The sequence below is a fragment of the Kribbella sp. NPDC005582 genome (assembly GCF_040605415.1).
Lineage (GTDB): Bacteria > Actinomycetota > Actinomycetes > Propionibacteriales > Kribbellaceae > Kribbella.
Genome location: NZ_JBEXCU010000004.1, coordinates 571,601 through 597,408 on the forward strand (window position 1 = coordinate 571,601; position 25,808 = coordinate 597,408).

Here is a 25,808-nt window from a genome sequence, read left to right on the forward strand (position 1 = left end):
TACCCTGGGTCCGTGGATGGACCGATCGCGTACCAGGGTGAGCCCGGAGCCAACTCGGCGATGGCGTGCTCCGAGATGTTTCCGGACCGCGAGCAACTGCCCTGTACGACGTTCGAGGACGCGCTCGAGGCGGTGAGCAGCGGCCGCGCCGGGCTGGCGATGATCCCGATCGACAACTCGATCGCCGGCCGGGTGGCCGACATCCACCATCTGCTCCCGACCTCCGGGCTGCACATCATCGGTGAGCACTTCCTGCCGATCCACTTCCAGCTGATGGCCGTGCCCGGTACGTCAATCGACCAGATCCGGACTGTGCGCAGCCACGTGCACGCGCTCGGCCAGTGCCGCAAGATCATCCGCGAGCACGGCTGGTCGACGGTCGTCGCCGACGACACCGCCGGCGCGGCCCGCGAGGTCGCCGAGCTCGCCGACCCGACCGTGGCGGCGCTGTCACCGCGCGCCGCGGCCGAGCTCTACGGACTCGAGACGCTGGCCGAGGACGTCGAGGACGAGCACCACAACACGACCCGGTTCCTCGTGCTGGCCCGCGAACGCGTCGTTCCGCCGGTCGGTTCCGGACCGGTCATGACGAGCTTTGTCTACCGGGTCCGAAACGTCTCGGCCGCGCTCTACAAGGCCCTCGGCGGCTTCGCCACCAACGGCGTCAACATGACCAAGCTGGAGTCCTACCAACTAGGCGGCTGGTTCTTCGCCACCCAGTTCTACGCCGACATCGAAGGCCACCCCGACGACCCCAACGTCGCGCTGGCGATGGAAGAGCTGGCGTTCTTCTCCGTCGAGGTCCGCCTGCTGGGCGTCTACCCCGCCCACCCCTTCCGCGCCGAGATCGCCGAGCCGGCAGCCAACCGAGCCCTCCGCCCGCACCGCTGACCGCGCCCGCTTGGCCCACTCTGCAGAGTCACTCCCGCCGGGTCTACCTCTGGGCGGCCGCCCTGGCCGAGCAGGAGAAGCTCTCGTACGACGCCGAACTGCTCTTCGTGGCCGCGATGTTCCACGACATCAGCCTGTCCCGGTGTTCGACAGCCACACGGTGTCGTTCGAAGAGGCCGGTGGTCACGTGGCTCGGGTGTTCGCCACCGGAGCCGGCTGGTCGCCGGAGCGCCGGGAGCAGGCCGAGCGCAAGCCGGACAGCTCGCCGGCACGCGCCATGCAGGCTGACCTCAGCGGGCGGATCGCCACCAACCCCCTCGACGCCTGAAAGTCGATTGACCGTCGCCGAGCCGGCTGTGAGGCTCCCGGACTATGGTCGCGAAGCTGCACGATGACGAAGTCGACATCGACGCCCACCTGGTGGCGCGTCTCCTCGCCGAGCAGTTCCCGCAGTGGGCCGGCGCTCCGATCGAGGTCGTCGCCGCTTCGGGCACGGACAACGTGACCTTCCGGGTGGGCGCTGAGCTGGCCGTCCGGCTCCCCCGGACCGTCGGTACGCAGGGTCAGGTCGAGAAGGACCTCACCTGGCTGCCGCGCCTCGCCCCGCATCTCCCCCGCGCCGTACCCGAACCGCTCGCACTCGGCGAGCCCAGCGCGGACTATCCGTTCACCTGGGGTGTCTACCGTTGGCTCGAAGGAGAACCGTTCCGTCTCGACCGGCTCGCCGACCCGAGCGCCACCGCGCGCGACCTCGCCGAGTTCATCCGCTGCCTGCAGACGGTCGACACCACCGACGCGCCCGTCCCACCGGACGACCCCTTCAGCCGCGGTACGCCGCTGAAGCCGCGCGACGCGATGTTCCGCGAGGCCCTCGACCAGTTGCGGGACGAGTTCGACGTGGAGCTCGTCCTCGCCGCTTGGGAGGCGTCGCTGGCCGCCGACACCTATGACGGTCCGGCGCGCTGGGTCCACGGCGACCTGATGGCCGGCAACCTACTTGTTGCCAACGGCAACCTCTCGGCCGTGATCGACTTCGGTACGGCGTGGGCCGCCGACCCCGCGGCCGACGTACTGCCGGCCTGGTGGCTGTTCGAAGGCGACGCCCGGCAAGCGTTCCGCGAAGCCCTCGACGTGGACCCGACCACCTGGGCCCGCGCCCGCGGCTGGGCACTGTCGCTCTCGATGATCGCGATCCCCTACTACCGCACCCGCCGCCCCGGCCCGGTCGACAAAACCCATCCGTTCATCACCGACCTCCTCAACGACTTCAAGGCGGACCACTGATGGAGATCGTGGCGGTGGACGGGCAGGACGCCGAGGTGTTCGGGCGGTTCTACGAAGTGAAGTACGGCGTACGCCGAGAGCTCGAGTTCCCGGTGGGGATGGGGGCCGACGAGGCGCGGGTGCTGATGACCAGTCAGCATGCCGAAGCGCGTGCCGACGGGATCGGCGCCGTGGTCGACGGGGTGTGGGTCGGGGTGGCGTGGTTCGACTGGTGGCTGGTGGGAAGCACCGAAACGGTCGACGTGGAGATCGCCGTGATTCCCCAGTGGCGGCGGCGTGGCGTCGGGTCGCGGTTGCTGGAGGTTGCGATCGAACGGACTCACAAGGCCGGGCGGCGGGTGCTGAGTGGATCCGACCTGACCGGTGATCCGGTGACCGGCGAGAGCCCCGGTACGGCGTTCGCCCGCGCCGGCGGGTTCGTGCGCAAGCACGCGGAATTGCATCAAGTGCTCGAACTTCCGACCGTCATTGCGGAGAAACCCGTTGCTGGGTACGAGATTGTGCAGTGGCGTGAGCACACACCAGCCGAATGGATCGAGCAGTTCGCCGATCTGCAGACCGGCATGAGCGAGGATGTGCCGGCCGGCGAACGAACGACCGCCACCGTGCACTGGACGCCCGAACTGATCCGCGACGCCGAGGCTCGGCGGCTTGCTCAAGGACGCTTCACCTATGTCACGGCCGCGATCCACAGCGCCACCGGCGAACTGGCGGCGTACACGCAGATGGGCGGTACGCCGGAGACGCCGGGCCGGTTGAGCCAGTACGACACGTATGTCCGGAGATCTCATCGTGGGCACGGACTTGGGCTCGCGGTGAAGGCGCCCAACCTGCGGGCGCTCCAAGCCGGCGTGGCGCGGCCCGCCGTACTGCACACGTGGAACGCGCCGGAGAACGCACCGATGATCGCGGTCAACAGCAAGCTCGGCTTCCGGCCGGTGGCTCAGCGAACAAGTTGGGAATTACCAGTCTCGTAAGGGGTTGTGCGCGCGCCGTCAGCGGAGGATGGTGAAACAGAGCAGTGCCTTGGGGGCCGACTGTTCGGCGGGAGAAGGCGGGACGATCCGTCTTCGGCCGTGGGGTGTGCTGGGGGTGATGGCTCGACGGTCCGGCGTGCGCCGGCCTGCTTCACGTGCCCCTGCGTTAGGGGGAAAGACATGCCGCGCAAGGCCAATGGGAGAGCATCGGCGAACGGCACGCCGGCCACGGGGATGAGCAGCGCGAGCGGGGGCGCTGCCGCAATGAACGCGGCACCGGGTGGTGGCGCGATGAGTACCGCGGCGGGCGGCAGCCCGAAGATGAGTGGCGGTGGCACGTCGGACGGCGCTGGTATGAGCAGCACGGAGTATCCGACTCGACGGCAGTGCGGTGTGATGGACGTGCACCGTCGGCTGCTGTCGACCTCACCGGAGTACGCCGCCGCCCGGTCGGCACTCGAGAACGCGACAACGCGGTACGTGGCCCGCCAGCAACGGTTCAGCGGTGTCGTGCGGATCCCCTGTGTGGTGCACGTGGTGTGGCAGAACGCCGCGCAGAACATCTCGCAGGCCCAGATCGAGAGCCAGATCGATGTTCTGAACCACGACTTCCGGGCCACCAACAGCGACATCGGCTTCGTGCCGGCGCCGTTCGCCGGGCTGGTCGCGGACTCGCGGATCGAGTTCTTCCTCGCGACCGAGGACCCGGCCGGCAATCCGACCACCGGCATCACCCGGACGCAGACGTCGAGTGCGTCGTTCGGGACCGACGACCGGATCAAGTCGTCGGCGACCGGTGGCATCGATCCCTGGCCGACCGACCGCTACCTGAACATCTGGGTCGGTCAGCTCGGCGGCGGACTGCTTGGGTACGCACAGTTCCCGGGCGGCCCGGCGAACACCGACGGCGTCGTGATCCTGCACTCCGGGTTCGGCACCAACGGTACGGCGGCCGCGCCGTTCAACCTCGGCCGGACGGCGACGCACGAGATCGGCCACTACCTCAACCTGTTCCACATCTGGGGCGACGACGGCACGGGCTGCAGCGGCACCGACGAGTGCGCCGACACCCCGAACGCCGGCGGGCCGAACTTCGGCGTACCGACCTTCCCGAAGTTGTCCTGCAGCAACGGGCCGAACGGCGACCTGTTCGTCAACTACATGGACTACACCGACGACCGCGGCATGGTGATGTTCACGCACGACCAGGTCGCCCGGATGGAGGCCTGTCTGGATACGGTCCGGTCGACACTGCCGGTCTCCGGCGGTAGCGCCGGGATGCCCGAGCCGGCCGGCTCGGTGGTCTCGTGGGGCTCGGACCGGCTCGACACGTTCGTGCTTGGGACGGATCTGGCGACGTACCACAAATGGTGGGACGGATCGGCCTGGGGACCGTCGGTCACGGGGTACGAGTACATGGGCGGGACCTGCATGAGCGCGCCCGAAGTCGCCTCGTGGGCTCCGAACCGGCTGGACGCGTTCGTCCTGGGCACCGATCACGCGGTCTACCACAAGTGGTGGGACGGATCGGCCTGGGGGCCGTCCGTCACCGGCTGGGAGTATCTGGGCGGCGTCTGCATGAGTCCGCCGCGTCTTGCCACCTGGGGACCGAACCGGCTGGACGCCTTCGTGCTCGGGACCGACCGGGCGCTCTATCACAAGTGGTGGGACGGTTCCGCCTGGGGACCGTCGGTCGACGGCTACGAGTATCTGGGCGGCGTCTGCATGAGCCCGCCCGAAGTCGTTGCCTGGGGCCCCAACCGGCTGGACGTGTTCGTGCTCGGCACCGACAACGCGACGTACCACCAGTACTGGGACGGCAACGCGTGGTCGGGTTGGGAGTCGCTCGGTGGCGTCTGCGCTTCGCCGCCGCGGGCTGTCGCCTGGGGACCGAACCGGCTCGACCTGTTCGTGATCGGCACCGATTCCGCCTTGTACCACAAGTGGTTCGACGGTACGGCGTGGTCCGGCTGGGAGTCGCTCGGCGGAGTCTGTACGTCGGCGCCGACCGTCGTCTCGTGGGACGCGAACCGGCTGGACGTCTTCGTGCTCGGTACCGACTCGGCGCTCTACCACCAGTGGTGGGACGGCTCGACGTGGTCCGGCTGGGAGTACCAGGGTGGCGTCTGCACCGACGAGCCGCGCGTGGTCTCGTGGGGACCGAACCGGCTGGACGTCTTCGTCACCGGCACGGACAGCCAGCTCTACCACAAGTGGTGGGACGGCAACGCCTGGGGACCGTCGCTCACGGGCTACGAAGCCCTCGGCGGCACGATCTCGGACTTCAAGCTCACCATCCCGACCGACATCCCCGCCGAACCCGCCCTCGGAGAGGTGGTGCTGAGCTGACCACTCACTTGCCCGGCCGGTGGACGCACTCCTTCGAAGAGGACCACGACGGAATCAGCGTCTACCGCCGCGACGACTACGCCTTCCCGCCGGCCCGTGGCCGGCGGGGGGTGCAGTTCCGCCCGGACGGAACCCTGCTGACCTACGGGCTCGGCCGCGCCGACACCCCCGAGGAACGCCCGGCCGGCCGCTGGAGCTCCGACGGCCGCATCACGAACGGCCGCATCGTCACCGCAACCCTTGATCGCCTGGAAATCCGCTGGGAGGAATAGCCATGCCAAGCCCATCTGTCCGGTACCGCGTCGTCCCCACCTCCGACCTGGTGCCGACGGATGCGGCGGACCACCCCGACCTGCGGCGTGGCGTGAAGGTGGCGCGGTTCGGGGAGCGGAGTGTGGTGTGGGGCGCCGCCGGAGACGGGGTCGGGCGGGGAGCCAGGACAGCGCCCGGGCTGCTTTTGGTGACCCAGGTGGGTCGCAGCTTCCAGGACGCCTTCCCCGAGGTGAAGCCGGTGCTCGATCGCGGGCGGCATCTGGTGATCTCCGCAGCGGACAAGCCGCGGAAGCGTTCGAACCATTGCTGGCGGGTCGAGGCGCTGCCTGCCGGGACGGTCGTGGACTCGCCCTCGCGGGGTGCTACCCGGGTCGACCCGACGGTGTCAGCATTACTCGCGCAGCTGGACCCCGCGTCGTACCAGGCGGAGGTGACCTGGTTGGCGAGCCTGCCGACGCGGCACTCCCACAGCGCGTCGTTCGTGACCGCCGTCGAGCATGCCGAGCAGCGAATGGTTGCCCTCGGCTACCAAACCCGGCGGCAGCCGATCACGGTCGGTACGAAGCCGTCGCAGAACCTGATCGGCGACCGCGCCGGCTCCGGAGGCGGCGTCGTACTGGTCACGGCTCACCTGGACTCGATCAACCTGGCGGGCGGACCGAGCGCGTCCGCACCGGGCGCCGACGACAACGCGAGCGGCGCGGCCGGCGTACTGGAGCTCGGCCGTGTCCTCGCGACCCGGACCTGGCAGCACGACATCCGGCTGATCCTTTTCGGCGGTGAGGAGGAGGGCCTGTTCGGCAGCAAACAGTACGTCGCCGCGCTGCCGGCGGCCGAGCGTGCGCGCATCCGCGCCGTACTCAACCTGGACATGGTCGCCAGCAAGAACAGCACCACCCCGACTGTTCTTCTCGAAGGCGCTCAACTCTCCTCGGGCCTGATCGACGACCTCGCGACCGCCGCGGCGACGTACACCGGACTCGCCGTGGAGACCTCGCTGAACCCGTTCGCGAGCGATCACGTCCCGTTCATCACCGCGGGCATCCCTGCCGTCCTCACCATCGAAGGCAGCGACAGCGCCAATACTCACATCCACTCCGCCGACGACACCCTCAACTGGCTCAACTGGCCGCTCGCCGCCGAGATCCTCCGGATGAACACCGCCGCCCTCGCCGGCTGGCTCCAGCCAGTCGCCACCCGCCCCCGCCCAGCCGGCTCGATCGTCTCCTGGGGCCCGAACCGCATCGACATCTTCGCGACCTAGGTGAAGGTCCAGGTCGGGTGGCCGGCCTCCAGCAGCGAGCGATGACCCGCCCAGTCCCGGGCGGCCAGTGGGGTGACGTCGAGCAACTCCGGCCGGCCCGAGTACAGCTCGTACCCCCAGGAGAACGCCGCGACCGGCTCAACCACGCGTGAGCGGACGACATCCGGTACGACGGCCAGGAAGGTATCTGCTCGCCACTGCCCATCCGGGTGGCCGGGGTTGGCCGGGGCGTTGAAGAAGGTCGGCAGGTAGCCGTAGCTGGAGAACGGATCAACACCCGACAGGTTCGGAACCAGGTCGACCGTTGAGGTGCCGCCGTTGCTGACCACCTGGATCCAGCCCATGATCGCCTCGATCCCCTGCCCGTGATACCGCAAGCCGGCCGTGCAGATCGGGAAGCCCCGGAAGGCCTCGGCATTCAGGTCGGGGACGACCAGCTGATGACCGGACGCCCAGGGGTCGTCATTCGGAATGACGCGCACCGAGATCAGCCCGCGGTGCCCACGGGTCTCGAACGGAAGCGACAGCTCTCGGCGCACATCTCCACCGTATCGGCGAACTGCTTCTTTCAAGGCCGTCGAAAGGGTCGACCTGAGTTAACAAGTGACCTAACCTGCTGCTCTTCTGTTAATTGCTAACCGAAGGGACTGGGGATGAGGAAACTTCTGGGAGCGGTCGTCGCGACAGCGGCGGCTGTGGTGGGCGTGGCAGGGCCGGCGCAGGCGAGTACGGCGGGCGCCCAGGCGTGTGACCTGTACATCGCGAAGGGCGTCTACTCGAGCGCCAACATGCTGTACGTCGCTGTGTCGCTGGACGGCTGTTCGACCAGCCCGAGCGAGGTACGGGTCGAGCTGTACCGGGCGGACAGCGCGAACGGACCGTTCACCAAGTTCGACGAGACGTACGCCTACGCCGGCGGCGGCGCGTGGTTCGGTCCGGGCACGGACTGCGGCTACTGGAAGGGCGTCGCGTACTGGCAGGACCAGGTCGAGACGACGCCGGATGTGAACTTCGGCTGTAGCTGACGGGCGGTTGAACCGGGGTCCGTTGTCCCGCGGACCCCGTGTCAGCTTGAGGTCACGCATCACCAGGGCCTGTCTGCGGCCGCGACGATCGTGGTGTGACCGACGCCGTTGTGAGTGCGCTGCGCGAGATCGCCAACCGCGATCTCTATCAGCGCAATGCCTTTCACCTCACGGGTCTGCCGACCGGAGTCGACCGCCGTACGACGCGACGACGCCAGCAGCACGTGACCGCCGTACTGGAGGCGGGGGCGGATCTGGAGACCAGCGGATCGACCGATCCGGACGAACTGCGGATCGCGTTCGACCGCCTGCTCGGTGATCCGCGGCGGCGACTGGTCGACGAAGTGTTCGGCGAGTGGGGGCGGCCGGACGGCGAGTGCGGCTGTGACGTGCCCGTGCACCAGGCCCACGACGAGGCGGTCTACGCACACGCCCATGCGATCGAACTGCTGATCCAGCCACCTGGCAAGCAGCAGTACGACGTCATGTGGCGCAGAGCGGGCAAACGCTGGACGACAGCGATGCAGAACCCGCAGTTCTGGCAGCACCTGCGCAATCGGGTGCTGGCCCTCGACGACTGGCAGCTGGCCGCCAGTGCGATCGACCAGCTCCGCAGTGAGTTGCCGGCGACTCTCACCGGTCCCCTGCTCGACCTGGCGACCACTGGTGACTACCCGGCCCGAGTCGCGAAGGTACTCGCAGACTGGCCGGTCGGCCGTGAGTCGACGCAGCGCTGGGTGCTCGACGCCATGCGACCGCAGTACGAGCGAGCCGAGGACGCCGCCCTCGCACTGGGGCGCAGACTGCAGCAGGGCAACCACCAGATCGACCCGGTGATCAGTGAGCTGGAGCGCAGCGTGCTGCCGGTCTATCGGCGGCTGCAGGTGATGCTGCCGTCGGAGCAGCACCAACGCACACTGACCCTGCGCGACGACATCGCGCGGATCTACCAGAACAGCGCTGTCGGCATCGCCAACGAGGGTTCGCTCCAGGACGCCAGGATCACTCCGCTGTTCGAGCAGGCCGAGGGGTACGCCGGGACCGCGGAGATGAAGCGCCTGATCACCGAGAACCGTCTCGTGGTGGCGCAGCTCGCGAACATCGAACGCCTCCGCCCGACGCACGCGCCAGCGGTGCACCAGAGTTCAGCAGGCAGCGGCTGCTGGCCGGTCATCATTTTCATCGTCGTGTTCATCGCGATCATCCTGATCTTCCAGGCACTGCCATGACGGCGCTGCTGGCGCCCGGTGATCGGGTGGGCGAGGCGCTGGTCGTCGACCGGCGGCTGGGTGGTGGTGCGTTCGGCGAGGTGTACCGGGTGCGGCACGAACACCTGGGGCTCCAAGCACTGAAGGTGTTCCGCGAGGTGACTTCGCTCAAGGGGACCGACGAGCTGCTGGAAGAGGCCCGGCTGCTGTCGACGCTCGGGCATCCCAACATCGTCCGGCTCTTCGACGCCGGCGTCGTACCGACCTCCGAAGGGCAGCGCGGCTACTTCACCATGGAGTACGTCTCGGGCGGCACCTTGCAGCAGCTGGCCGACGCTTACCGCACGGCGCTGCCGATCGACGTCGCCGTACAGGTGATCGAGCAGCTCGCCTCCGGCCTCGCCGCGGCTCACGAGCGGACGCCGCCGATCCTGCATCGCGACCTGACGCTCACGAACGTCATGTACGGCTACGACAACGAGCGGCTGCGGGTGCGGATCGCCGATTTCGGTCTGGCCAAGAGCGCGAACCCGGTCACGCTGCTGGCCAGTGCGCAGGGCACCTACGTGTTCATGGCGCCCGAAGTACTGCGCGATTTCGGCTACTCGACGGCGTCGGACGTGTGGTCGATCGGCGTGATCGGCTATGTGCTGCTGACCGGAGTCTTCCCGTCCGAGGCCCGCCCGCTGCATCCGCCGAGCGAGTTCGATCCGCGGATCGACGAGGAGCTGGACCGCATCCTGCTCGCCACGCTCGCACCGCTCCCCCGCGATCGCACTGCGTCCGCGGTGGAGCTGGCCGAGCAGTTGGCAGCCCGACGTCGTACGACGAAGTCTCCGGCCGAACGCGCGCAGGAGCTGGCCGCGGAGGCAGTGGAAGCAGCCGGAGCAGGAGCGCTGGAGAGAGCGGTGGAGTTGATGGAGCAGGCGTTCGTGCTGGCACCGGATCTGCGCGTGCAGTACTGGCTGGACTTGGCGCGGTGGCGAAGAGGAGTGATCTGGTGAAGGCCTGGTTCAGGCAGTGGTTGCAGCATCGCGAGATCCGGATCGCGGAGCCGAGCTTCAGTGAAGCGCAGTGCCGGGAGCTGTCTGAGCTGCTCACGCTCCTCGATCGGGTGCCGGAGCAGACGGCTGTATCGGAGGAGGACACGGGGCCTCTAGCCGAAGCGGCGACCAGCCTGTGGCGCGCGCAGCGGAAGCTGACGCAGGCCGGGCGCTCGGCCGAGAACCGGCAGACCGGCCGCTATCTGCGCACCTGCGCGGAGGCCTTGGCCGCGGCCGGGCTGGTCGTGCAGGAACACGACGGTACGACGTTCAACGCCGGCCGAGCTCTGGATGTCCTGGTGTACCAAGACGATCCGGCGATGACCGAGGAGACGATCGTCGAGACGGTGCGCCCCTCGGTCTACTACCACGACCGGCAGATTCAGCGCGGCGAAGTGATCGTCGCCCGACCAACCGCAGACGAATCCACGAAGGTGGGCGGAGACCATGCGTGACACGATCGATTTCGGGATCGACCTGGGGACCACGAACAGCGCACTGGCGGTGGCCGGTGACGACGACGTACGGATCCTGAAGAACAACGACGACCAGTCCGACATCACGCCGTCGGCGGTCTGGCTGCCGAAGGCCGACACGGTCTGGGTCGGCCGGCGGGCGCGGCACCGCGCCGAGACGGATCCGGAGAACGTCGCCATCGAGTTCAAACTCGAGATGGGACTGGCGGACGCGAGCCGCACGTTCGGCAAGGCCGGGGTCACGTTGAGCGCTCCGCAACTGTCGGCCGAGGTTCTGAAGACGCTGCGCGCCGACGCCGCCCGGTACGCCGGTGCCGCGCCGGACTCGGTGGTGATCACAGTGCCGGCGGCGTTCGCGCTGAACCAGAACAAGGCGACGCTGGAGGCCGCACGCCTGGCCGGGTTCACGGGATCGGTGCCATTGCTGCAGGAACCGACCGCGGCCGCGTTCGCGTACGGCTTCGACGATGCGGACGAGCGCGCGTACTGGATGGTGTTCGACTTCGGCGGCGGGACCTTCGACGCGGCGGTGGTGAGCAAGCGGGACGGCGATCTGCGGGTGCTCAACCACGCGGGCGATCCGTACCTCGGCGGCAAGCTGATCGACTGGGCGGTCGTCGAACGACTGCTCGCGCCGGCCGCCGCGCGCGATCTCGGATTGAAGGACTTCCGCCGGGACAACCCGCTGTGGCGGGGCAACTTCGGCCGGCTGAAGCAGGCCGCCGAGCAGGCGAAGATCCAGCTGTCCGGTCGCGATCGGGCCGATCTGCTGCTCGAGCTGGTGGTCGACGGCTCGGAGGAGACGTTCGAGTTCACGCTGACCAAGGAGGCGCTGGACGGTGTCGCGATGCCGTACTGGGCACGCGCGGTCAACCTGTGCCGCGAGGCGCTGGCCGACAGCGGGCTCGGCGCCGAGAAGATCGACCGGCTGCTGCTGGTCGGCGGAGCCACGCTGGCGCCCGGCCTGCGCGAGTTGCTGAGCGATCCGGTCCACGGCCTGCAGATCGAGCTGGACACGCGGATCGATCCGACCACTGTGGTCGCTCGCGGCGCGGCGATCTTCGCCGGGACGATGCGGCGACCGGCCTCGGAGTCGGTCGTGCGCGCGGTCGGCGAGTACGGCGTCGAGCTCGCCTACGAACCGAGTTCGACGACGACCCGGCCGACCGTGGCCGGGCGGCTGAGCGGTCCGGCCGGTGACGTCGACTGGTCGGGCCACAGCGTGGTGATCGCGAACCCGGAGGGCCGGCCGCCGTTCCGCACCGGCCGGGTCACGGTGAACCGGGTCGGCGCCTTCGCCACCGAGGTCGAGCTCGACGAGCACCGGACGTCGCGCTTCACCATCGAGCTGTACGACGGGAACGGCGCGCCGCTGCCGTTGGCCGGCGGAACGTTCGGCATCACGCATCGCGACGTCGAGTTCGGTGGTGCGCGGTTGACGCATTCGCTGGGAATCGCGTTGGCCGACCAGAAGTTCTCGCCGCTGGTTCGCAAGGGCACAGCGGTGCCGACTCGGGTGCGTGAGGTGTTCCGGACGTCGCATGCGTTCAACCGGTCCGATCCCGAGGCGATGGTCCGGATCCCTGTGGTGCAAGGCGAACGAGCCCGCGCCGATCGGAACCGGCAGGTCGGCATGCTGCAGATCCGGCCGGTCGACATCCGGATCGACCTGCCCGCGGGGACGGAGGTCGAGGTCACGTTCGAGGTCGACGAATCGAACCTCGTCACGGTGGTGGCCGACGTACCGCTGATTCAGGCGCAGTTCGAGGCGGAGATCGATCTCGACGACGTGCTGACGCCGGACTCCGACGTACTGGCTGATGAGCTGGCCGAGGTGGAGGAACGGATCGCGGACGCACAGCGGACGGCTGCGACGAGTCCTGAGGTCGAGCAGCGGCTGGCGCGGCTGCAGGAGGAGGGCACGGTCGCGACGGCGCGCGAGCAGGTCCGCGCAGCGGCTTCGGACGCCGGGGCGGCGGTGACCGCCGAGGACAGGTTGCGGGAGGTGCAGGCGCAGCTGGACGACATCGACGAGGCCGCCCAACGCCCGGCGAAGGAGCGTGAGCTGCGTGAGGTCCTCGCCGAGGCCGAGGAACTGGTGGAGCAGGTTGGCCGGGCCACGGACCGCGCCGAACTCGCCGACCTGCGGACGCGAGCGCAGGACGCGATTGACCGCAAGGACCTCCGGTCGATCGAGCGTGAGATCGAGCAGGTTGTGTCGTTCCTGATCGGACTGCAGCGTCGGCAGCCGGGCTTCGTGATCCGCCTGTTCAACCAGCTGGCGCTCGATACGTCGGCGATGCGTCCGGCGTCGGAAGCGAATCGTCTGATCGCCGCCGGGCGCTCCGCCGCGGCCCGGGGCGATGAAGCTGGATTGATGCTGATCTGTCAGCAGCTGATTCGTCTCCTGCCGCAGTCTCAGCAGGGCACGGTCGTCGGGCTGGTGCGGTCGTGACGCCGGAACAGCTGGCTGTTGCTGTCGCCGCGCATACCGCTCGCCGGGGTGAGCTCGCGGGAGCCCTGCAGTTGCTGGAGGGCTTGGAGTCCGGTGAGGCGCTCGACCTGCGGGCTCGGGTGCTTGCGCAGCTCGGTCGCTGGCAAGAAGCCGACGACACCTGGAATGGACTGGTACCCGCCGATTCAGCTCTCGCCGGTCGTGCGTTGGCTCGGCGGGTGCTCGCGGGCCGATCACGCCAGCGGCCCGTCGCTCGTCCAGCCGCCGCAGGAGCCCTTGCGGTGCTTGCGGTTGGTGCCATCACGCTCGGCACCGCGGTCGCAGTGGAGCGGCCGGAAGTGGTTGCCGCACAACCCCAGCCCCAGCCTCAGCCTTCCGTCTCGCCGCGGACGGTCACGGTCACACCGCCCGAGCTCGCGCAGCGGATCGCCGCTGAGAAGGCAGCCGCGGCTCGGCTGGACGCCATCGCCGCCACGGTCGCCATGCCCGGAGTGACAGTACGCCGGGAGCCCGGCGCGGTCCGCGTCGTGTTCGACCGCGGCCTGTTCACCTCTGGAACCACCTTCGCCGACGGCAGCGTGCAGCTACTGACTCAGCTCGCCCCGAAGCTGGAACGCGTCCCCGGAATCACGGTCGTCGGCCAGTCGGTCGCCGTACCGGGCAGTGAAGCCAGCGGCTCCAGTACGGCGCTCGCCCGCGCCCGCGTGGTCGCGCAGGAACTCGCGCGCACGGGCAACCTGCCGCTCACGCGCCTCACGCTCGCGTCCGGCGATCAGGCCCGCCCGTTGCTTCCGGGCGCGGCCCGCAACCGCACGGTGAGTCTGCTGCTGACCGCCTAGACCACCGACAGCGGGAGCAGCTTCTTCCCGGTCGGGCCGATCTGGATCTCGGTGTTCATCTGCGGGCAGACGCCGCAGTCGAAGCACGGGGTCCAGCGGCAGTCCTCGACCTCGATCGCGCCGTCCTCCTCGAGCGCGTCCTGCCAGTCCTCCCACAGCCAGTCCCGGTCCAAGCCCGAGTCCAGGTGGTCCCAGGGCAGGACTTCGGCGTACTCGCGCTCGCGGGTCGTGTACCAGGCGAGGTCGACCGGCTCGTCGGCCAGGGCCTTCTCGGTGGCGGCGATCCAGCGCTCGTACGAGAAGTGCTCGCTCCAGCCGTCGAAGCGGCCGCCGTCGCGCCAGACCTCCTCGATGATCCGGCCGACCCGGCGGTCACCGCGCGACAGCAGGCCCTCGATGATGCCGGGCTTGCCGTCGTGGTACCGGAAACCGATCGCCTTCGCGTACTTCTTGTCGGAGCGGATCGCGGCGTTCAGCTTCGCCAGCCGCGCGTCGGTCTCCTCGACGCCGAGCTGCGCGGCCCACTGGAACGGCGTGTGCGGCTTCGGCACGAAACCGCCGATCGACACCGTGCAGCGGACGTCGTTGCGGCCGGAGACCTCGCGCCCGGTCGCGATCACCCGCTTCGCGAGATCGGCGATCGCCAGCACGTCCTCGTCGGTCTCGGTCGGCAGGCCGCACATGAAGTACAGCTTCACCTGCCGCCAGCCGTGGCTGTACGCCGCCGCGACCGTGCGGATCAGGTCCTCCTCGGAGACCATCTTGTTGATCACCTTGCGCAGCCGGTCCGAGCCGCCCTCGGGCGCGAACGTCAGACCGCTGCGCCGGCCGTTACGGGAGAACTCGTTGGCCAGCGTGATGTTGAAGGCGTCGACCCTTGTCGAGGGCAACGACAGCGACACGTTGCTGCCCTCGTACCGGTCGCCGAGGCCCTTGGCCACGTCCGCGATCTCGCTGTGGTCGGCCGACGAGAGACTGAGCAGGCCGACCTCCTCGAAGCCGGTCTTCTTCAGGCCGTTCTCGACCATGTCGCCGATCGTGGTGATGCTGCGCTCGCGCACCGGCCGGGTGATCATCCCGGCCTGGCAGAACCGGCAGCCGCGTGTGCAGCCGCGGAAGATCTCCACCGAGAACCGCTCGTGCACGGTCTCGGCCAGCGGCACCAGCGGCTTCTTCGGGTACGGCCAGGCGTCGAGGTCCATCACCGTGTGCTTCGCGGTCCGGAACGGTACGCCGGCCCGGTTCGGCACCACGCGCTGGATCCGGCCGTCGGCCAGGTAGTCGACCGAGAAGAACTTCGGGATGTAGACGCCGCCGGACTGCGCCAGCCGCATCAGCACCTCGTCCCGGCCGCCCGGGCTGCCCTCGTCCTTCCACTCCCGGATCACTTCGGAGATGGCCAGCACGATCTCTTCGCCGTCCCCGAGCACCGCCGCGTCGATGAAGTCCGCGATCGGCTCCGGGTTGAACGCCGCGTGCCCACCCGCGAGCACGATCGGGTCCTCGTCGGTCCGGTCGACGGCGTACAGCGGGATGCCGGCCAGGTCGAGCGCGGTCAGCATGTTCGTGTAGCCGAGCTCGGTGGAGAACGACAGCCCGAAGACATCGAAGGCCCGCACCGGCCGGTGGCTGTCCAGCGTGAACTGCGGGATCTTGTGCTCCCGCATCACCGCCTCCATATCCGGCCAGACGGAGTACGTCCGCTCGGCCAGCAGGTGGTCGCGCTCGTTCAGCACTTCGTACAGGATCTGGACGCCCTGGTTGGGCAGACCGACCTCGTACGCGTCCGGGTACATCAGCGCCCAGCGCACGCTCGCCGTGTCCCAGTCCTTGCTGACCGAGTTGAGCTCACCTCCGACGTACTGGATCGGCTTCTGCACGCTCGGCAGCAGCGCCTCCAGGCGCGGGAACAGCGATTGAGGGGTCATCAGGCACTTCCGGTCGAGGATGGAACGCCCACCAGATTAGCCCAGGTGCGTCAAGAGCAACGGGTTGACGATCTCGGGGTGCGAATAGGTGACCAGGTGGGCGGCGTTCTCGATGATCTCGAGGTGCGCGCCGGGGATCTGACCGGCCAGCGGTACGACGGTCTCCGGCGGAACCGAGGTGTCCGAGTCGGTCGTCACGAGCAGGACCGGCGCGCTGATCTCGCCGAGTCGCGGCAGCAGGTTCGTCCCGGCGAGTGCCTCGCAGCAGGCGGCGTACCCCTCGTCCGACGTACTGAGCAGCATCTGCCGCACCGGTTCGACATCGGTGAAGTCAGGCCGGAACCACCGGCCGAGTGTCGCCTCGGTGATCGCCTGAGTGCCCTCGGCCCGGACCTGCGCCGCGCGGTCCAGCCACGGCTGCGGATTCGCCGCGAGGTTGGTCGGCGGGCAGAACACCGCGAACCGGTGGAACCGCTCGGGCGCGTTCTGCGCCAGCCACAACCCGATCGCGCCGCCGAGCGAGATCCCGACGTACGACGCCTGGTCGATCTCCAGTGTGTCGAGCAACTCGACGACATCGCCGCCGAGCTCGTCCAGCGTGTACGGCCCGGCCGGCGCCTCGGACCCGCCATGTCCGCGATGGTCGAACGCGATCACCCGAAACCGGGCCGACAAGGCCTCGAGTTGCGGCGCCCACATCGTGTGCGCCGCCCCGAGTGACGAGCCCATCAGCACCACCGGTGCGTCAGTTGGGCCAGTCTCTACATAGTTGAGTCGCATAGGACTCAGTATTCACCGGCAGATTGTCATTGCACTTTCCGGACCCGAACATCGAAGTCGGCCAGAATTCGCAGCAGTGCCCCCAGCATCGTCTTGCTGGTCGCCCGCGTACGTCGCCTCACAGCTACTTCTCTCCTCACTCGATCCACACGAGAACCGCCTGCAGACAGGCGGGGCGGTCTGTCGATCGAGGCGGCACCAAACCTTATCCCGGCACCGGTTCTTCATCCCGCCCGCATCTCACCAGGTGCAGGTATCGACCCCATGCGGCCCGATGTAGCAGGCCTGCAGCTCGCCGGGCATGCCGTAGAAGTAGTCGGTGAAGATGTCGGTCACGGTCAGCGTCACGTTCTCGCGGACCTGGATCGGGTTCGGATGGTTGTAGTACGGCATGTAGTAGAGGGCGATCTGATTGCCGTCGTTACTGCTCTCGAGCCGCGCTTGGTAGCGGTAGCCCGGGTGGTCCGACGGGCAGCGCCGCAGCACCAGCTTCCGCCAACTGTCGACCCAGCGGTGGTCTTCGTCCGTGCAACCGGGTGGGATCGCACCGGCCGGCAGCGCCGGTACGAGCGTCGATCCGAGAACCATGGTGGTCGCCAGCAGTAACGAGCCCACTCGTGAACGCAGCGTCATGCCGTTCTCCTTCGTTGTCGGTGGGGACGGCCTGCCGGTGGCGTTACCAGGCGCAGGCCACGATCACGCCGCGGTCATCGGCGGGGGCCGTACCGGCTTGGGATGTGCTGTCCGGGCGGTGCCGAACTTCGTCGGCGGAACGTGTGGCAACGGTGGCGCGGAAGGGGTCAGCCGGGGTCGGACAACTGACCAGGTGTTCGGTGCACCGCACGTTGACTCCACTTCGTTGGCCGCTGACCACCAGAATGCCGGTCCAGACCAGTATCTGTCGACCGCGACCGTGCGGCGTCAGAGCAGATTGACGATGTCCCAGTACTGATCAGCACATCCGCACGGGTAGTTCTGGACGATGGCGACGCCGTTGCCGGAGCCCGCGCCGAGACCCACTTGCTGCTCAGTGCCCCAGTTCGTGAGCTGCGACCCCGGGCTCTTGGCCCAGAAGTGGTCTTGGAAGTTGCCGCACGGCCACTGGATCAACTGGAGGCCGTTCTGGGTGCTGCCACCTGGCACCGCGAGGCACTGATCACTGACGGCGTTGACGATCTGGTAGACGCCGGTGATGTTCGACTGGTAGAGAAACCACTGCTGATCCGGAGCCGCCCCGCTGCTGCAGTCCCACTGGATCATTCCCTGTCCCTGCGTGTGGCTCATCGCAGGATTGGTCAGGCACTTGCCGGTCAGCCTGCTCTGGATCTTGAACGGTCCCAAGACTGCGGCGGCCTTGCCGATGGCTCGCTGCGGCGCCGGACCGCCGCTGCCAGGTGCCGGAACAGCGCTCGAGGTGCCGGCGCCGGCGGCGAGCAGAACTGCCGCTGCCACCGCGACGACAACCGCTCGGAGCTTGCTCTTCTGCATCTGTTCTCCTTGTGCTGGGCGAGCTCTCAGGATGGTCTGCCGCACCGCCGCCGCGCACCCGTAGCAGTACGTAACCGAGTACGTACTTTGTGACCCCGTCGCGCTGTACAACCTTCGGGTGGGGGACACGAACGATCCGACCAGTACGCCGGTTGAGCTCACCTCGTTCGTGGGGAGGGCCGAGGTGATCCGGGCCGGGCTGGTGCGCCTGGAAGGCACTCGGCTACTGACGATGGTGGGACCGGGCGGCGTCGGGAAGACGCGACTGGCCGGGCGGTTGATGCGGGCGCTGGCGCGGACGTCGGTGAAGACCCGAGTGCGATGGTGCACGCTGGCCGGCGTACCGGGTGGTGCGAGTGACGTGGCGGTCGAGCGGGCGGTGGCGGGGACGCTCGGGGTCGAGATCGTGACCGAGCAGTCGATCCGCCACCTGATCCTCGCGCATCTGGCCGAGTTGGAGCGCTGCGGTCCGGTGGTGCTCGTGCTCGACAACTGCGAGCACGTGGTGGTTGCTGTCGGAGCGCTGGTCAGTGCGGTGCTGGGAACCACCAGAAGCGTGCAGATTGTGGCCACTAGTCGCGAGGCGCTCGGATGCCTGGGTGAAGAGCTGTTCGAAGTACCGCCCCTGTCGACGACAGGCGGGCGGTCGGAGGCACTCCAACTGTTCGAGGAGCGAGCGAAGTCGGTCGGTGTGGTCGTGGAGCCGAGCAGTCGGACAGCGGCCGCACAATTGTGCACCCGACTCGACGGGCTACCGCTGGCGATCGAACTAGCAGCTGCCGGCCTCCGCAGTCAGACGGTCGGCGAAATCCTCGGCCGACTGGACAACGCCGACCACCTCCAGTTGCTGAGCGGCGGACCGCGGCACGGCGCGCACCCTATGCACCACAGCATCCGAGCGGCCGTGGACTGGAGCTACCGCCTGTGCAGTGACCGAGAACGCGACCTGTGGGCTCGGCTGTCGGTCTTCGACAACGGCTGGGACCTCGCTGCGGCCGAGGCGGTCGGCTCCGGTCCCGATCTGCCGGCGGACGCCGTACTCGGGACTCTGACCGGACTGGTCGGCAGCTCGATCGTCACCGCCGACCGCAGCGACCGTACGACGCGCTACCGCATGCTCGAGACGCTGCGTCAGTACGGGTATGCCAAGCTGAGCGATCCCGCCGAGCAGCATCGCCGTCATCGCGATCACTTCCTCGCCATGGGTCGCCAGGCGGCGTCGGACTGGTTCAGCCCGCGTGAGCTGACCTACCTCCAGGGCTGCCATACCGACCTCGCCAACCTGCGTGCCGCACTGGCGTGGAGCACGGCGACGCCCCATGAAGCACAAGCGGGCCTCGAGCTCGCGGTATGCCTGGGGAGGCTGCGTCTGCAGTACTACCTCGGCAACTCGGGCGAGCTCGTCGACTGGCTACGCAACGGCCTTCCCGCTGCCCACTCCCCCGAGCTACGGCTGTGGGCAGTGACGCTGGCCGGAGCGACGGCACTCGGCCGAGGCGATCTCGGCACCGCGAGCGAGATGCTCGAACTCAGCCGCACCGGCCCTGCCGTCGACGGCGCGGTCGGAGTCGGCCTGACCGCCTTGCTGGAGGGCCTTTACGCCTTCTTCGCCGAAGGGCGGGTCGAGTCGATCGGCATCCTCCGTACGGCGATGACTGCCTTCGAGAAGGCTGGACCGCAGTACCGGGGTGAGCGCTCAACAGCACTCCTGTACGCCGCCATGGCCGCCAACTGGTACGGCTCGTCCGAGGAAGCCCACGAGCTCACCGGCGAGTAGGTGGCCGACACGACCGCCGCCGGCGCGGAGTGGGCCTTCGCGTGGTCGCACCTGATCTGCGGGTTGGCAGTGATCTGGCACGGCGACCCGAACGAGTTGCCCCCGATCACTCCGCCTCGGCAGCAGCCGGGCGACCACTGGGGCCTCATGTACCTGATGCATCTGATGGCCTGGGCAGGCAGCGCGGCCATCAGGAAACGAGCTGCGCCTGCTCCCCATGCCGACCGGGATGCGGCCCTCCGGATCGGCCGCGCGCTGGGTGGAGCGAGTCGGCTGCGCGAGCGGTACGGCGTGACCAGCTCGGCGCTCCCACCGTTCCGGGACGCGGACGGAGATGCCGAGTCGGTGGCCGTCGCCGTACTGGGTCGTGAGACCTACGCGGAGACCTTCGCCGCTGCCCAAACCCTCGGGTATGACGACCTCGCAGCGTTGGTGGCGAACCAGGAACCAGTCGCGGCCGCTCCGGACGACCCCGAGGACACGAGTCCTTGGACCAGCCTGACGGCTACCGAGCAGGAGGTCGCGCGGCTGGCAGCGTCGGGGCTCAGCGACGCGCAGATCGCGCGCCGCCGAGTCTGTTCGGTGCGGACGGTCGAGAAGCATCTCGAGAACGCCCGTCGCAAGCTTCTGGTCGATTCCCGGCGCGGGATCGCCCAGTGGGTTCCCGAAGGCTAGGCCGTCGGCGGTTGTGCCCGGGTGGTGATGGCGAGCCGGTTCCAGAGGTTGATGGTGCCGATGGCGAGGACCGCGTTCAGCGTGCCCTCCTCGCCGAAGTGCTTGACGGCGTCGTCCCAGACGTCGTCCGGGACACCGTGGTCGCCCAGCTTGGTGACCGCGTCGGTCAGCGCGAGGGCCGCTCGCTCGGACTCGGTGTAGAACGCCGCCTCACGCCAGGCCGCCAGCCCGAACAGGCGCTGGGTGGTCTCGCCTTGTTTGAGGGCGTCCTTGGTGTGCATGTCGATGCAGAAACCACAGCCGTTGAGAAACGAGGCGCGCACCTTGATCAGGTGCAGCAGCGTGTGGTCCAGAACGCTCTGTAGGTAGGTTTCGACGCCGTACACGGCCTTCACGCCGGCCGGCATGGCCTTCATCATGTCGCTGCGTTGTTCCATACCTCTTCGACAAGACGACGCCCGTACGGCGTGACAGCCGGCGCGGTGACCTCGGTCACGTGGCGGGTTTGAGTACCGCCAGCGCTTTGGTCGACGCGGCCTCGGAGGCGGCCTCCAGCACGGCCTCGTCACCGGCCAGCACACTGACCGACAGGATCACGTCGTTCACCCCGGTGATCAGGGCGGTGAACTCAAGTCCGCGCTTGGGACCGCTGACGCCCATCAGCCGGAAGGCGAACGGCTCGGTGCCGTACTTCGGAGCGGGGAGCTCGTCGACCTGCATCGTCGTACTGCTGTCGCCCTCGGTGCGCATGCTGACCCGTGGGCAGGACGAGACCGCGTCGGCGTACTTCTCGCGCAGGCTCGCGACCTTGGCGACCGAACCGAGGGAGTCGAAACCGAACTCGATGTAGGGGCCTTCCTGGCCGCCGGAGAACGAGCGGCTGACGGTCGCCTTCGATCCCGGCGCCTTCGTGGCGTTCAGGTACTTGACCAAGGTCGTGCAGCGACCGCTCGACGTCCAGAACGGCGGCTTCGAGCCGTCGTCCGGTTCGTCCTGCTCACGGGAGAAACCGGTGGGCAGCTCGGACAGCTCGAGCAGCGCCTTGGTCAGGTCCGCTTCGGAGCGCACGACCAGTCCCGTCGCCGGATCGGTGGTCGCCGGAACCGCTGCGGGCGGCGTCGAACTCGGCGCCGAGGGAGCCGGGGTCGGCGGAGCGGACCCCTTGTCGTCACCCCCGCCGCACGCGGACAGCGTGAACGTGAGAGCGGCGGCGAGAGCAAGGGAGGACGACACGAACCTGGTCATGGAATTCCTCGGTGGCGGAGTCACACCGCCATCTGGACAGCATGTCCACCCGGCGGCCGAGCAGGCAGCAGCGTACCGGATCAGAAACTGTGCGAGCGGAGGTGGATGTTCTGCAGCAGACCGACCGCGAGCAGGCCGGCGAACATCGACGAACCACCGTAGGAGACGAACGGCAACGGCAGGCCGGTGACCGGCATGATGCCGAGCGTCATACCGATGTTTTCGAAGGCCTGGAAGGCGAACCAGCAGACGACGCCGGTGGCGACCAGGCGACCGAACGCGTCCCGGGCGTTGATCGCGATCCGCAGTCCGCGGAACAGGATCAGTGCGAACAGCACGATGATCGCCCCGGCCCCAATCAGGCCGAGCTCCTCGCCGGCGACGGTGAAGACGAAGTCGGTGTGCTGCTCGGGGACGAACGCGTTCTGCGTCTGGCTGCCATGGAACAGTCCTTGGCCGAACACGCCGCCGTTGCCGATCGCGATCCGGGCCTGGTTCACGTTGTAGCCGGTGCCTTGCAGGTCCCCGTCGGGATTCGCGAACGCCGTGAAACGGTCGATCTGGTACGTCTTCAGGATCTGAAACTGGATCGCGAGCGCCGCGACCACCACGCCGGCGGTGATCAGGCCGAGCATCCAGCGCTTCGGCACCCCGGAGACGGCGATGATCCCGAAGACGATCGACCCGAGCACCATCACCGTGCCGAGGTCGGGTTGCAGCATCACCAGCAGGACCGGCAGCGCGGCGACCCCGACGGCCTGCGCGATGTCGATCGTCCGGGCGGTCGCGTTCCGGTCGGTCTCGCCCTTCTCCGCGATCAGCAGCGCCATCCCGACAATCACCGCGAGCTTGGCGAACTCACTGGGCTGGACCGACATGAACGGCAGCTGGATCCACGACCGCGAGCCGTTGATCACCGCACCGACTCCGGGCACCAGGACGAGGATCAGTCCGATGATCGCGCCGACGTACAGAACCGGGGCCAGCAGGCGGAGCCGACGGGGGTCGGTGACCGCGGCGCCGACCGCGAGGATCAGCCCGATCGCGAAGTTCATCGCGTGCCGGAGCAGGAAGAAGTGCGGGTTGCCTTCGGTCAGCGACTCGCGGTTGTGGGTCGCGGACCAGATCAGCAGCGCACCGATCGACGACAGCGCGACGACGCCGAGCACGAGGATCCAGTCCAGCTGCCAGACGGTCGAGCGCCGGTCGGCCCGCGGCCTGGTCCGGATCGGGGACAGGGTGGCCATCACTGCGGCTTCTTCGGATCGGTGGCCGGCGGTGCGGGCTTGATGTCGTACAGCGTCTCGTAGATCTTGCGGACGGCGTCACCACCGGCACCCGAACCGGTACCGGCCTGGCTGAGCATCATCACCACGGCATAGCGATCCGTGTACGACGCGAGCCACGAGGTGGTCTGCTTGCCGTAGACCTCGGCCGTCCCGGTCTTCGCCCGGATCGGAATCGTGTCGAGCGGGAACCCGGCGAACTTCCAGGCCGCCGTACCGCTGCGGGCGGTTTCCTTGAGGCCCTTGTCGATGTAGCGCAGGTTGTTCGCCGAGACCGGCAGCTTGGCCTTCACCTTCGGCTTGATCACGTGGGTCTTGCCGTTGGCGCCCTTCCACGACTCGACGACGCGCGGTTCGTACAAGGTGCCGCCGTTCGACAGGGCGGAGTAGACGACCGCCAGCTGCAGCGGGGTGATGATCGTGTCGCCCTGCCCGATCGAGAAGTTGACCGCGTCACCCGCGCGATAGCGGTAGCCGTCGACGCAGAACTCCCGCGAGAACTGCTTCAGGAACGCCGACGTCCCGGCCGGCGGGCTGGCGGCGAGCTTGCAGTAGTAGTCCTTCTGGGAGTCGTAGTACTGCTTCTTCCACTTGCGGTCCGCGATCCGGCCGCTCACCTCACCGGGCAGGTCGATCCCGGTCGGGGTGCCGAGGCCGAACTTCTTGGCCATGTCGACGAGCGGGTCCTTGGCGTTGATGTCACCGGAGTTGCCGCCCTCCTTCAGCCACAGGGCGTAGGCGATCCGGTAGAAGAAGGTGTCGCACGAGATCGCCAGCGCGCGGTCGAAACCGATCATGCCGTAGGACGCGGACTCGTAGTTCTTGAAGCGGCGGTCACCGACCTCGAGGAACGACGAGCAGTCCAGCCGGGTCTTCGTGCTGTACCCGGCGCCGAGCGCGGCCGCGGTGGTGATCGGCTTGAACGTCGAGCCGGGCGCCAGCTGGGCCTGGAGTGCCCGCGAGACCAGCGGCGTCCCGGACTTCGGCGAGTAGAGCGCGTCGAGCTCGCGCTGGCTGATCCCACCGACCCAGACGCCCGGGTCGTAGTCGGGATAGCTCGCCATCGCGACGATCCGGCCGGTCTTGGTGTCCATCACGATCGCGGCGCCGGAGTCGGCGGCGTACTTGCGTTTGGTGATCTTGTCGTACTGCTTCCGCGCGTTGAACAGGGCGCCGCGCAACTGCGTCTCGACGGCGGCCTGGATCCGCGCGTCGATCGAGCTGACCACGGTCGCGCCCGGCGTCGGCGCGGTCTGCTTCTCGATCCCGGTCGTGTACCCGACGGCGTCGACGATGACGTTCTTCACGCCGGGTGCGCCGCGCAGCATCGCGTCGTACGTGCGCTCGACGCCGGCCCGGCCGACCAGGTCGGAGCGATGCGGGACCGAATCCTGTCCGGCCTCGTCGATCTTCTCCAGCTCTTCGGTGGTGATCGGCGAGAGATAGCCGAGGAGGTGCGCCGCGTTCACGTGGTACGGCGCCGGATACGCGCGCAGGGTCTGCGAATCGGCCCCGACACCGGGGAAGTCCTCCCGGCGCTCCATCACCTCGATCGCGACCTGCTCGCTGACATCCTTGGCGACCGGGATCGGCTGGTACGGCGTGCCGTTCCAGCAGCGCGGCGGCTTCGAGGCGCCTGGCTCGCCGCACAGCATCGTGCGGTCCTTCAGTTCCTTCGGCGTCTGTCCGAGCACCTTGGCCAGCCGGGCGATCACCTGGGTCTGCTCGCTGTCCGGCAGCTTCGCCAGCACCGAGCGGTCGACGGTAATCACCAGCGAGACCCGGTTGCCGACCAGCGTCCGGCCCTTGGCGTCGACGATCATGCCGCGCGGTGCGGGGACCAGCACCTCACGGGTGTGGTTCTGCGTGGCCGCCTGGCTGTAGTCGGCGCTCGACATCACCTGCATGTACCAAAGCCGGGCGAACAGCGTGCAGAACAAGGAGAAAACCAGCACCCCGATCACGAACAGCCGCAGCCGGGCCTTCAGCGGCGTCTCGAAGAAGTCAAAACTCACGCGTCATCACCCGCCGCTCCCGAGTCGCGGTGAACCGGGACATCAGCCACATCACGAGTGGGATGACGACGATCGCGCCGACGACGTCGTACCCGGCCGCGATTCCGATCCGGACGCCGAACTGGCCCCAGTCGACCGAGGGATCGTGCAACAGCGCGCCGGTGGCCGAGTAGATCAGCAGGGACAGCCCGGCACCGAAGACCACGGTCAGAGCGACACCCAGCGGACCGACCGGACCGGCTGAGGTCTCCCGCCGAATCAGACCGGCGACGTACCCCGCGATCGCCAGTGCGAGCGCCCAGCGACCGGCCGTGTGGTCAGCCGGCGGTACGACGTCGAGCAGCAGACCACCCACGAAACCGGCGATCGCACCCCACTCCGGACCGCGCGACAGCGCCAGCGCGATCACCACGATCAGTACCAGGTCACAGGTCACACCGGCGACCGCGATGTTGGTCAGCACGGACATCTGGATGGTGACGGCCAGCATCAGCAGCAGGGTCGCCAACCCGATCCTTAGCGCAATCACG

25 protein-coding genes and 1 pseudogene are annotated in these 25,808 nt (G+C 68.4%); 16 read left to right on the forward strand and 10 right to left on the reverse strand.

Annotation, left to right across the window (positions count from 1 at the left end):
• The first annotated feature begins 12 nt into the window (after positions 1-12).
• From ABZS29_RS25890 to ABZS29_RS25925, 8 genes and pseudogenes are all read left to right on the forward strand, one after another.
• Positions 13-891 (forward strand): prephenate dehydratase, encoded by an 879-nt coding sequence (locus tag ABZS29_RS25890; protein ID WP_355465377.1) that lies wholly within the window; start codon positions 13-15, stop codon positions 889-891.
• A 20-nt stretch (positions 892-911) separates the two neighbouring features.
• Positions 912-1,013: pseudogene (locus ABZS29_RS25895) on the forward strand (hypothetical protein); the annotation flags it as partial.
• A 20-nt stretch (positions 1,014-1,033) separates the two neighbouring features.
• On the forward strand, positions 1,034-1,219 hold the full coding sequence (locus ABZS29_RS25900; protein ID WP_355465379.1) for a hypothetical protein: 186 nt from the start codon (positions 1,034-1,036) through the stop codon (positions 1,217-1,219).
• Between the two features lie 44 nt (positions 1,220-1,263).
• Positions 1,264-2,175 carry an aminoglycoside phosphotransferase family protein gene (locus tag ABZS29_RS25905; protein WP_355465381.1) on the forward strand — a complete coding sequence of 304 codons (912 nt, stop codon included), beginning with the start codon at positions 1,264-1,266 and terminating at the stop codon, positions 2,173-2,175.
• Entirely contained in the window at positions 2,175-3,152 is a 978-nt protein-coding gene (locus ABZS29_RS25910) for a GNAT family N-acetyltransferase (RefSeq protein WP_355465383.1), read from the forward strand. The genes ABZS29_RS25905 and ABZS29_RS25910 overlap by 1 nt, the downstream gene beginning before the upstream one ends.
• 291 nt (positions 3,153-3,443) lie before the next feature.
• Complete coding sequence (locus ABZS29_RS25915) at positions 3,444-5,501, forward strand: M43 family zinc metalloprotease (protein WP_355465385.1); 2,058 nt, start codon at positions 3,444-3,446, stop codon at positions 5,499-5,501.
• 8 nt (positions 5,502-5,509) lie between these two features.
• The gene (locus ABZS29_RS25920; RefSeq protein ID WP_355465387.1) at positions 5,510-5,773 is read left to right on the forward strand and encodes a hypothetical protein; all 264 of its coding nucleotides are present in this window, start codon (positions 5,510-5,512) and stop codon (positions 5,771-5,773) included.
• Positions 5,774-5,775: 2 nt separating this feature from the next.
• Positions 5,776-7,038 carry a M28 family metallopeptidase gene (locus ABZS29_RS25925; RefSeq protein WP_355465389.1) on the forward strand — a complete coding sequence of 421 codons (1,263 nt, stop codon included), beginning with the start codon at positions 5,776-5,778 and terminating at the stop codon, positions 7,036-7,038.
• On the opposite strand, the gene ABZS29_RS25930 is transcribed toward ABZS29_RS25925, so the two are convergent.
• A complete protein-coding gene (locus ABZS29_RS25930) occupies positions 7,035-7,577 on the reverse strand; it encodes a hypothetical protein (RefSeq protein WP_355465391.1) in 543 nt (180 codons plus the stop codon). The genes ABZS29_RS25925 and ABZS29_RS25930 overlap by 4 nt on opposite strands.
• Before the next feature lie 114 nt (positions 7,578-7,691).
• On the opposite strand from ABZS29_RS25930, the gene ABZS29_RS25935 reads away from it, so the two are divergent.
• The 6 genes from ABZS29_RS25935 to ABZS29_RS25960 all read left to right on the forward strand — a co-directional run bounded on the left by ABZS29_RS25935 (position 7,692) and on the right by ABZS29_RS25960 (position 14,084).
• Positions 7,692-8,063 carry a hypothetical protein gene (locus tag ABZS29_RS25935; RefSeq protein ID WP_355465392.1) on the forward strand — a complete coding sequence of 124 codons (372 nt, stop codon included), beginning with the start codon at positions 7,692-7,694 and terminating at the stop codon, positions 8,061-8,063.
• Between the two features lie 95 nt (positions 8,064-8,158).
• Complete coding sequence (locus ABZS29_RS25940; RefSeq protein ID WP_355465394.1) at positions 8,159-9,292, forward strand: hypothetical protein; 1,134 nt, start codon at positions 8,159-8,161, stop codon at positions 9,290-9,292.
• Positions 9,289-10,275 (forward strand): serine/threonine-protein kinase, encoded by a 987-nt coding sequence (locus tag ABZS29_RS25945; RefSeq protein ID WP_355465396.1) that lies wholly within the window; start codon positions 9,289-9,291, stop codon positions 10,273-10,275. Before ABZS29_RS25940 ends, ABZS29_RS25945 begins: the two co-directional genes overlap by 4 nt.
• Positions 10,251-10,769, forward strand: coding sequence for a hypothetical protein (locus ABZS29_RS25950; protein ID WP_355465398.1), 519 nt, complete (start codon positions 10,251-10,253; stop codon positions 10,767-10,769). Before ABZS29_RS25945 ends, ABZS29_RS25950 begins: the two co-directional genes overlap by 25 nt.
• Entirely contained in the window at positions 10,762-13,245 is a 2,484-nt protein-coding gene (locus ABZS29_RS25955; RefSeq protein WP_355465400.1) for an Hsp70 family protein, read from the forward strand. The genes ABZS29_RS25950 and ABZS29_RS25955 overlap by 8 nt, the downstream gene beginning before the upstream one ends.
• Positions 13,242-14,084 carry a hypothetical protein gene (locus tag ABZS29_RS25960; RefSeq protein ID WP_355465402.1) on the forward strand — a complete coding sequence of 281 codons (843 nt, stop codon included), beginning with the start codon at positions 13,242-13,244 and terminating at the stop codon, positions 14,082-14,084. The genes ABZS29_RS25955 and ABZS29_RS25960 overlap by 4 nt, the downstream gene beginning before the upstream one ends.
• Here ABZS29_RS25960 and ABZS29_RS25965 read toward each other — a convergent pair.
• The 4 genes from ABZS29_RS25965 to ABZS29_RS25980 form a co-directional block, all read right to left on the reverse strand.
• Positions 14,081-16,012, reverse strand: a complete 1,932-nt coding sequence (locus ABZS29_RS25965) for a TIGR03960 family B12-binding radical SAM protein (RefSeq protein ID WP_355465403.1) — start codon at positions 16,010-16,012, stop codon at positions 14,081-14,083. The genes ABZS29_RS25960 and ABZS29_RS25965 overlap by 4 nt on opposite strands.
• Positions 16,013-16,048: 36 nt before the next feature.
• Positions 16,049-16,792, reverse strand: a complete 744-nt coding sequence (locus ABZS29_RS25970; protein WP_355465405.1) for an alpha/beta fold hydrolase — start codon at positions 16,790-16,792, stop codon at positions 16,049-16,051.
• A 240-nt stretch (positions 16,793-17,032) separates the two neighbouring features.
• Positions 17,033-17,425: a hypothetical protein gene (locus tag ABZS29_RS25975; RefSeq protein WP_355465407.1), complete on the reverse strand. Its 393-nt coding sequence runs from the start codon at positions 17,423-17,425 to the stop codon at positions 17,033-17,035.
• Between the two features lie 288 nt (positions 17,426-17,713).
• Positions 17,714-18,280: an RICIN domain-containing protein gene (locus ABZS29_RS25980; protein ID WP_355465409.1), complete on the reverse strand. Its 567-nt coding sequence runs from the start codon at positions 18,278-18,280 to the stop codon at positions 17,714-17,716.
• A 118-nt stretch (positions 18,281-18,398) separates the two neighbouring features.
• On the opposite strand from ABZS29_RS25980, the gene ABZS29_RS25985 reads away from it, so the two are divergent.
• Together ABZS29_RS25985 and ABZS29_RS25990 are read left to right on the forward strand one after the other, a co-directional pair.
• Positions 18,399-20,057, forward strand: a complete 1,659-nt coding sequence (locus tag ABZS29_RS25985; RefSeq protein ID WP_355465411.1) for an AAA family ATPase — start codon at positions 18,399-18,401, stop codon at positions 20,055-20,057.
• Complete coding sequence (locus ABZS29_RS25990) at positions 20,058-20,732, forward strand: LuxR C-terminal-related transcriptional regulator (protein ID WP_355465413.1); 675 nt, start codon at positions 20,058-20,060, stop codon at positions 20,730-20,732.
• On the opposite strand, the gene ABZS29_RS25995 is transcribed toward ABZS29_RS25990, so the two are convergent.
• From ABZS29_RS25995 to mreD, 5 genes are all read right to left on the reverse strand, one after another.
• Entirely contained in the window at positions 20,729-21,169 is a 441-nt protein-coding gene (locus ABZS29_RS25995; RefSeq protein WP_355465415.1) for a carboxymuconolactone decarboxylase family protein, read from the reverse strand. The genes ABZS29_RS25990 and ABZS29_RS25995 overlap by 4 nt on opposite strands.
• Positions 21,170-21,224: 55 nt before the next feature.
• Positions 21,225-21,977 carry a hypothetical protein gene (locus ABZS29_RS26000; RefSeq protein WP_355465416.1) on the reverse strand — a complete coding sequence of 251 codons (753 nt, stop codon included), beginning with the start codon at positions 21,975-21,977 and terminating at the stop codon, positions 21,225-21,227.
• An 80-nt stretch (positions 21,978-22,057) separates the two neighbouring features.
• Positions 22,058-23,224, reverse strand: coding sequence for a rod shape-determining protein RodA (rodA, locus tag ABZS29_RS26005; protein ID WP_355465418.1), 1,167 nt, complete (start codon positions 23,222-23,224; stop codon positions 22,058-22,060).
• Positions 23,224-25,278, reverse strand: coding sequence for a penicillin-binding protein 2 (gene mrdA / locus ABZS29_RS26010; protein ID WP_355465420.1), 2,055 nt, complete (start codon positions 25,276-25,278; stop codon positions 23,224-23,226). Before mrdA ends, rodA begins: the two co-directional genes overlap by 1 nt.
• Complete coding sequence (gene mreD, locus ABZS29_RS26015; protein ID WP_355465422.1) at positions 25,268-25,807, reverse strand: rod shape-determining protein MreD; 540 nt, start codon at positions 25,805-25,807, stop codon at positions 25,268-25,270. Before mreD ends, mrdA begins: the two co-directional genes overlap by 11 nt.
• Position 25,808: the final 1 nt, after the last annotated feature.

Excerpts from the sequence above, each read along its gene's own strand:
- ABZS29_RS25905 (WP_355465381.1), top strand. The coding sequence starts at position 1,264 with ATGGTCGCGAAGCTGCACGATGACGAAGTCGACATCGACGCCCACCTG.
- ABZS29_RS25910 (WP_355465383.1), top strand. The coding sequence starts at position 2,175 with ATGGAGATCGTGGCGGTGGACGGGCAGGACGCCGAGGTGTTCGGGCGG.
- ABZS29_RS25915 (WP_355465385.1), top strand. The coding sequence starts at position 3,444 with ATGAGTACCGCGGCGGGCGGCAGCCCGAAGATGAGTGGCGGTGGCACG.
- ABZS29_RS25925 (WP_355465389.1), top strand. The coding sequence starts at position 5,776 with ATGCCAAGCCCATCTGTCCGGTACCGCGTCGTCCCCACCTCCGACCTG.
- ABZS29_RS25935 (WP_355465392.1), top strand. The coding sequence starts at position 7,692 with ATGAGGAAACTTCTGGGAGCGGTCGTCGCGACAGCGGCGGCTGTGGTG.
- ABZS29_RS25945 (WP_355465396.1), top strand. The coding sequence starts at position 9,289 with ATGACGGCGCTGCTGGCGCCCGGTGATCGGGTGGGCGAGGCGCTGGTC.
- ABZS29_RS25955 (WP_355465400.1), top strand. The coding sequence starts at position 10,762 with ATGCGTGACACGATCGATTTCGGGATCGACCTGGGGACCACGAACAGC.
- ABZS29_RS25965 (WP_355465403.1), bottom strand. The coding sequence starts at position 16,012 with ATGACCCCTCAATCGCTGTTCCCGCGCCTGGAGGCGCTGCTGCCGAGC.
- ABZS29_RS25970 (WP_355465405.1), bottom strand. The coding sequence starts at position 16,792 with ATGCGACTCAACTATGTAGAGACTGGCCCAACTGACGCACCGGTGGTG.
- ABZS29_RS25975 (WP_355465407.1), bottom strand. The coding sequence starts at position 17,425 with ATGACGCTGCGTTCACGAGTGGGCTCGTTACTGCTGGCGACCACCATG.
- ABZS29_RS25980 (WP_355465409.1), bottom strand. The coding sequence starts at position 18,280 with ATGCAGAAGAGCAAGCTCCGAGCGGTTGTCGTCGCGGTGGCAGCGGCA.
- ABZS29_RS25995 (WP_355465415.1), bottom strand. The coding sequence starts at position 21,169 with ATGGAACAACGCAGCGACATGATGAAGGCCATGCCGGCCGGCGTGAAG.
- ABZS29_RS26000 (WP_355465416.1), bottom strand. The coding sequence starts at position 21,977 with ATGACCAGGTTCGTGTCGTCCTCCCTTGCTCTCGCCGCCGCTCTCACG.
- rodA (WP_355465418.1), bottom strand. The coding sequence starts at position 23,224 with ATGGCCACCCTGTCCCCGATCCGGACCAGGCCGCGGGCCGACCGGCGC.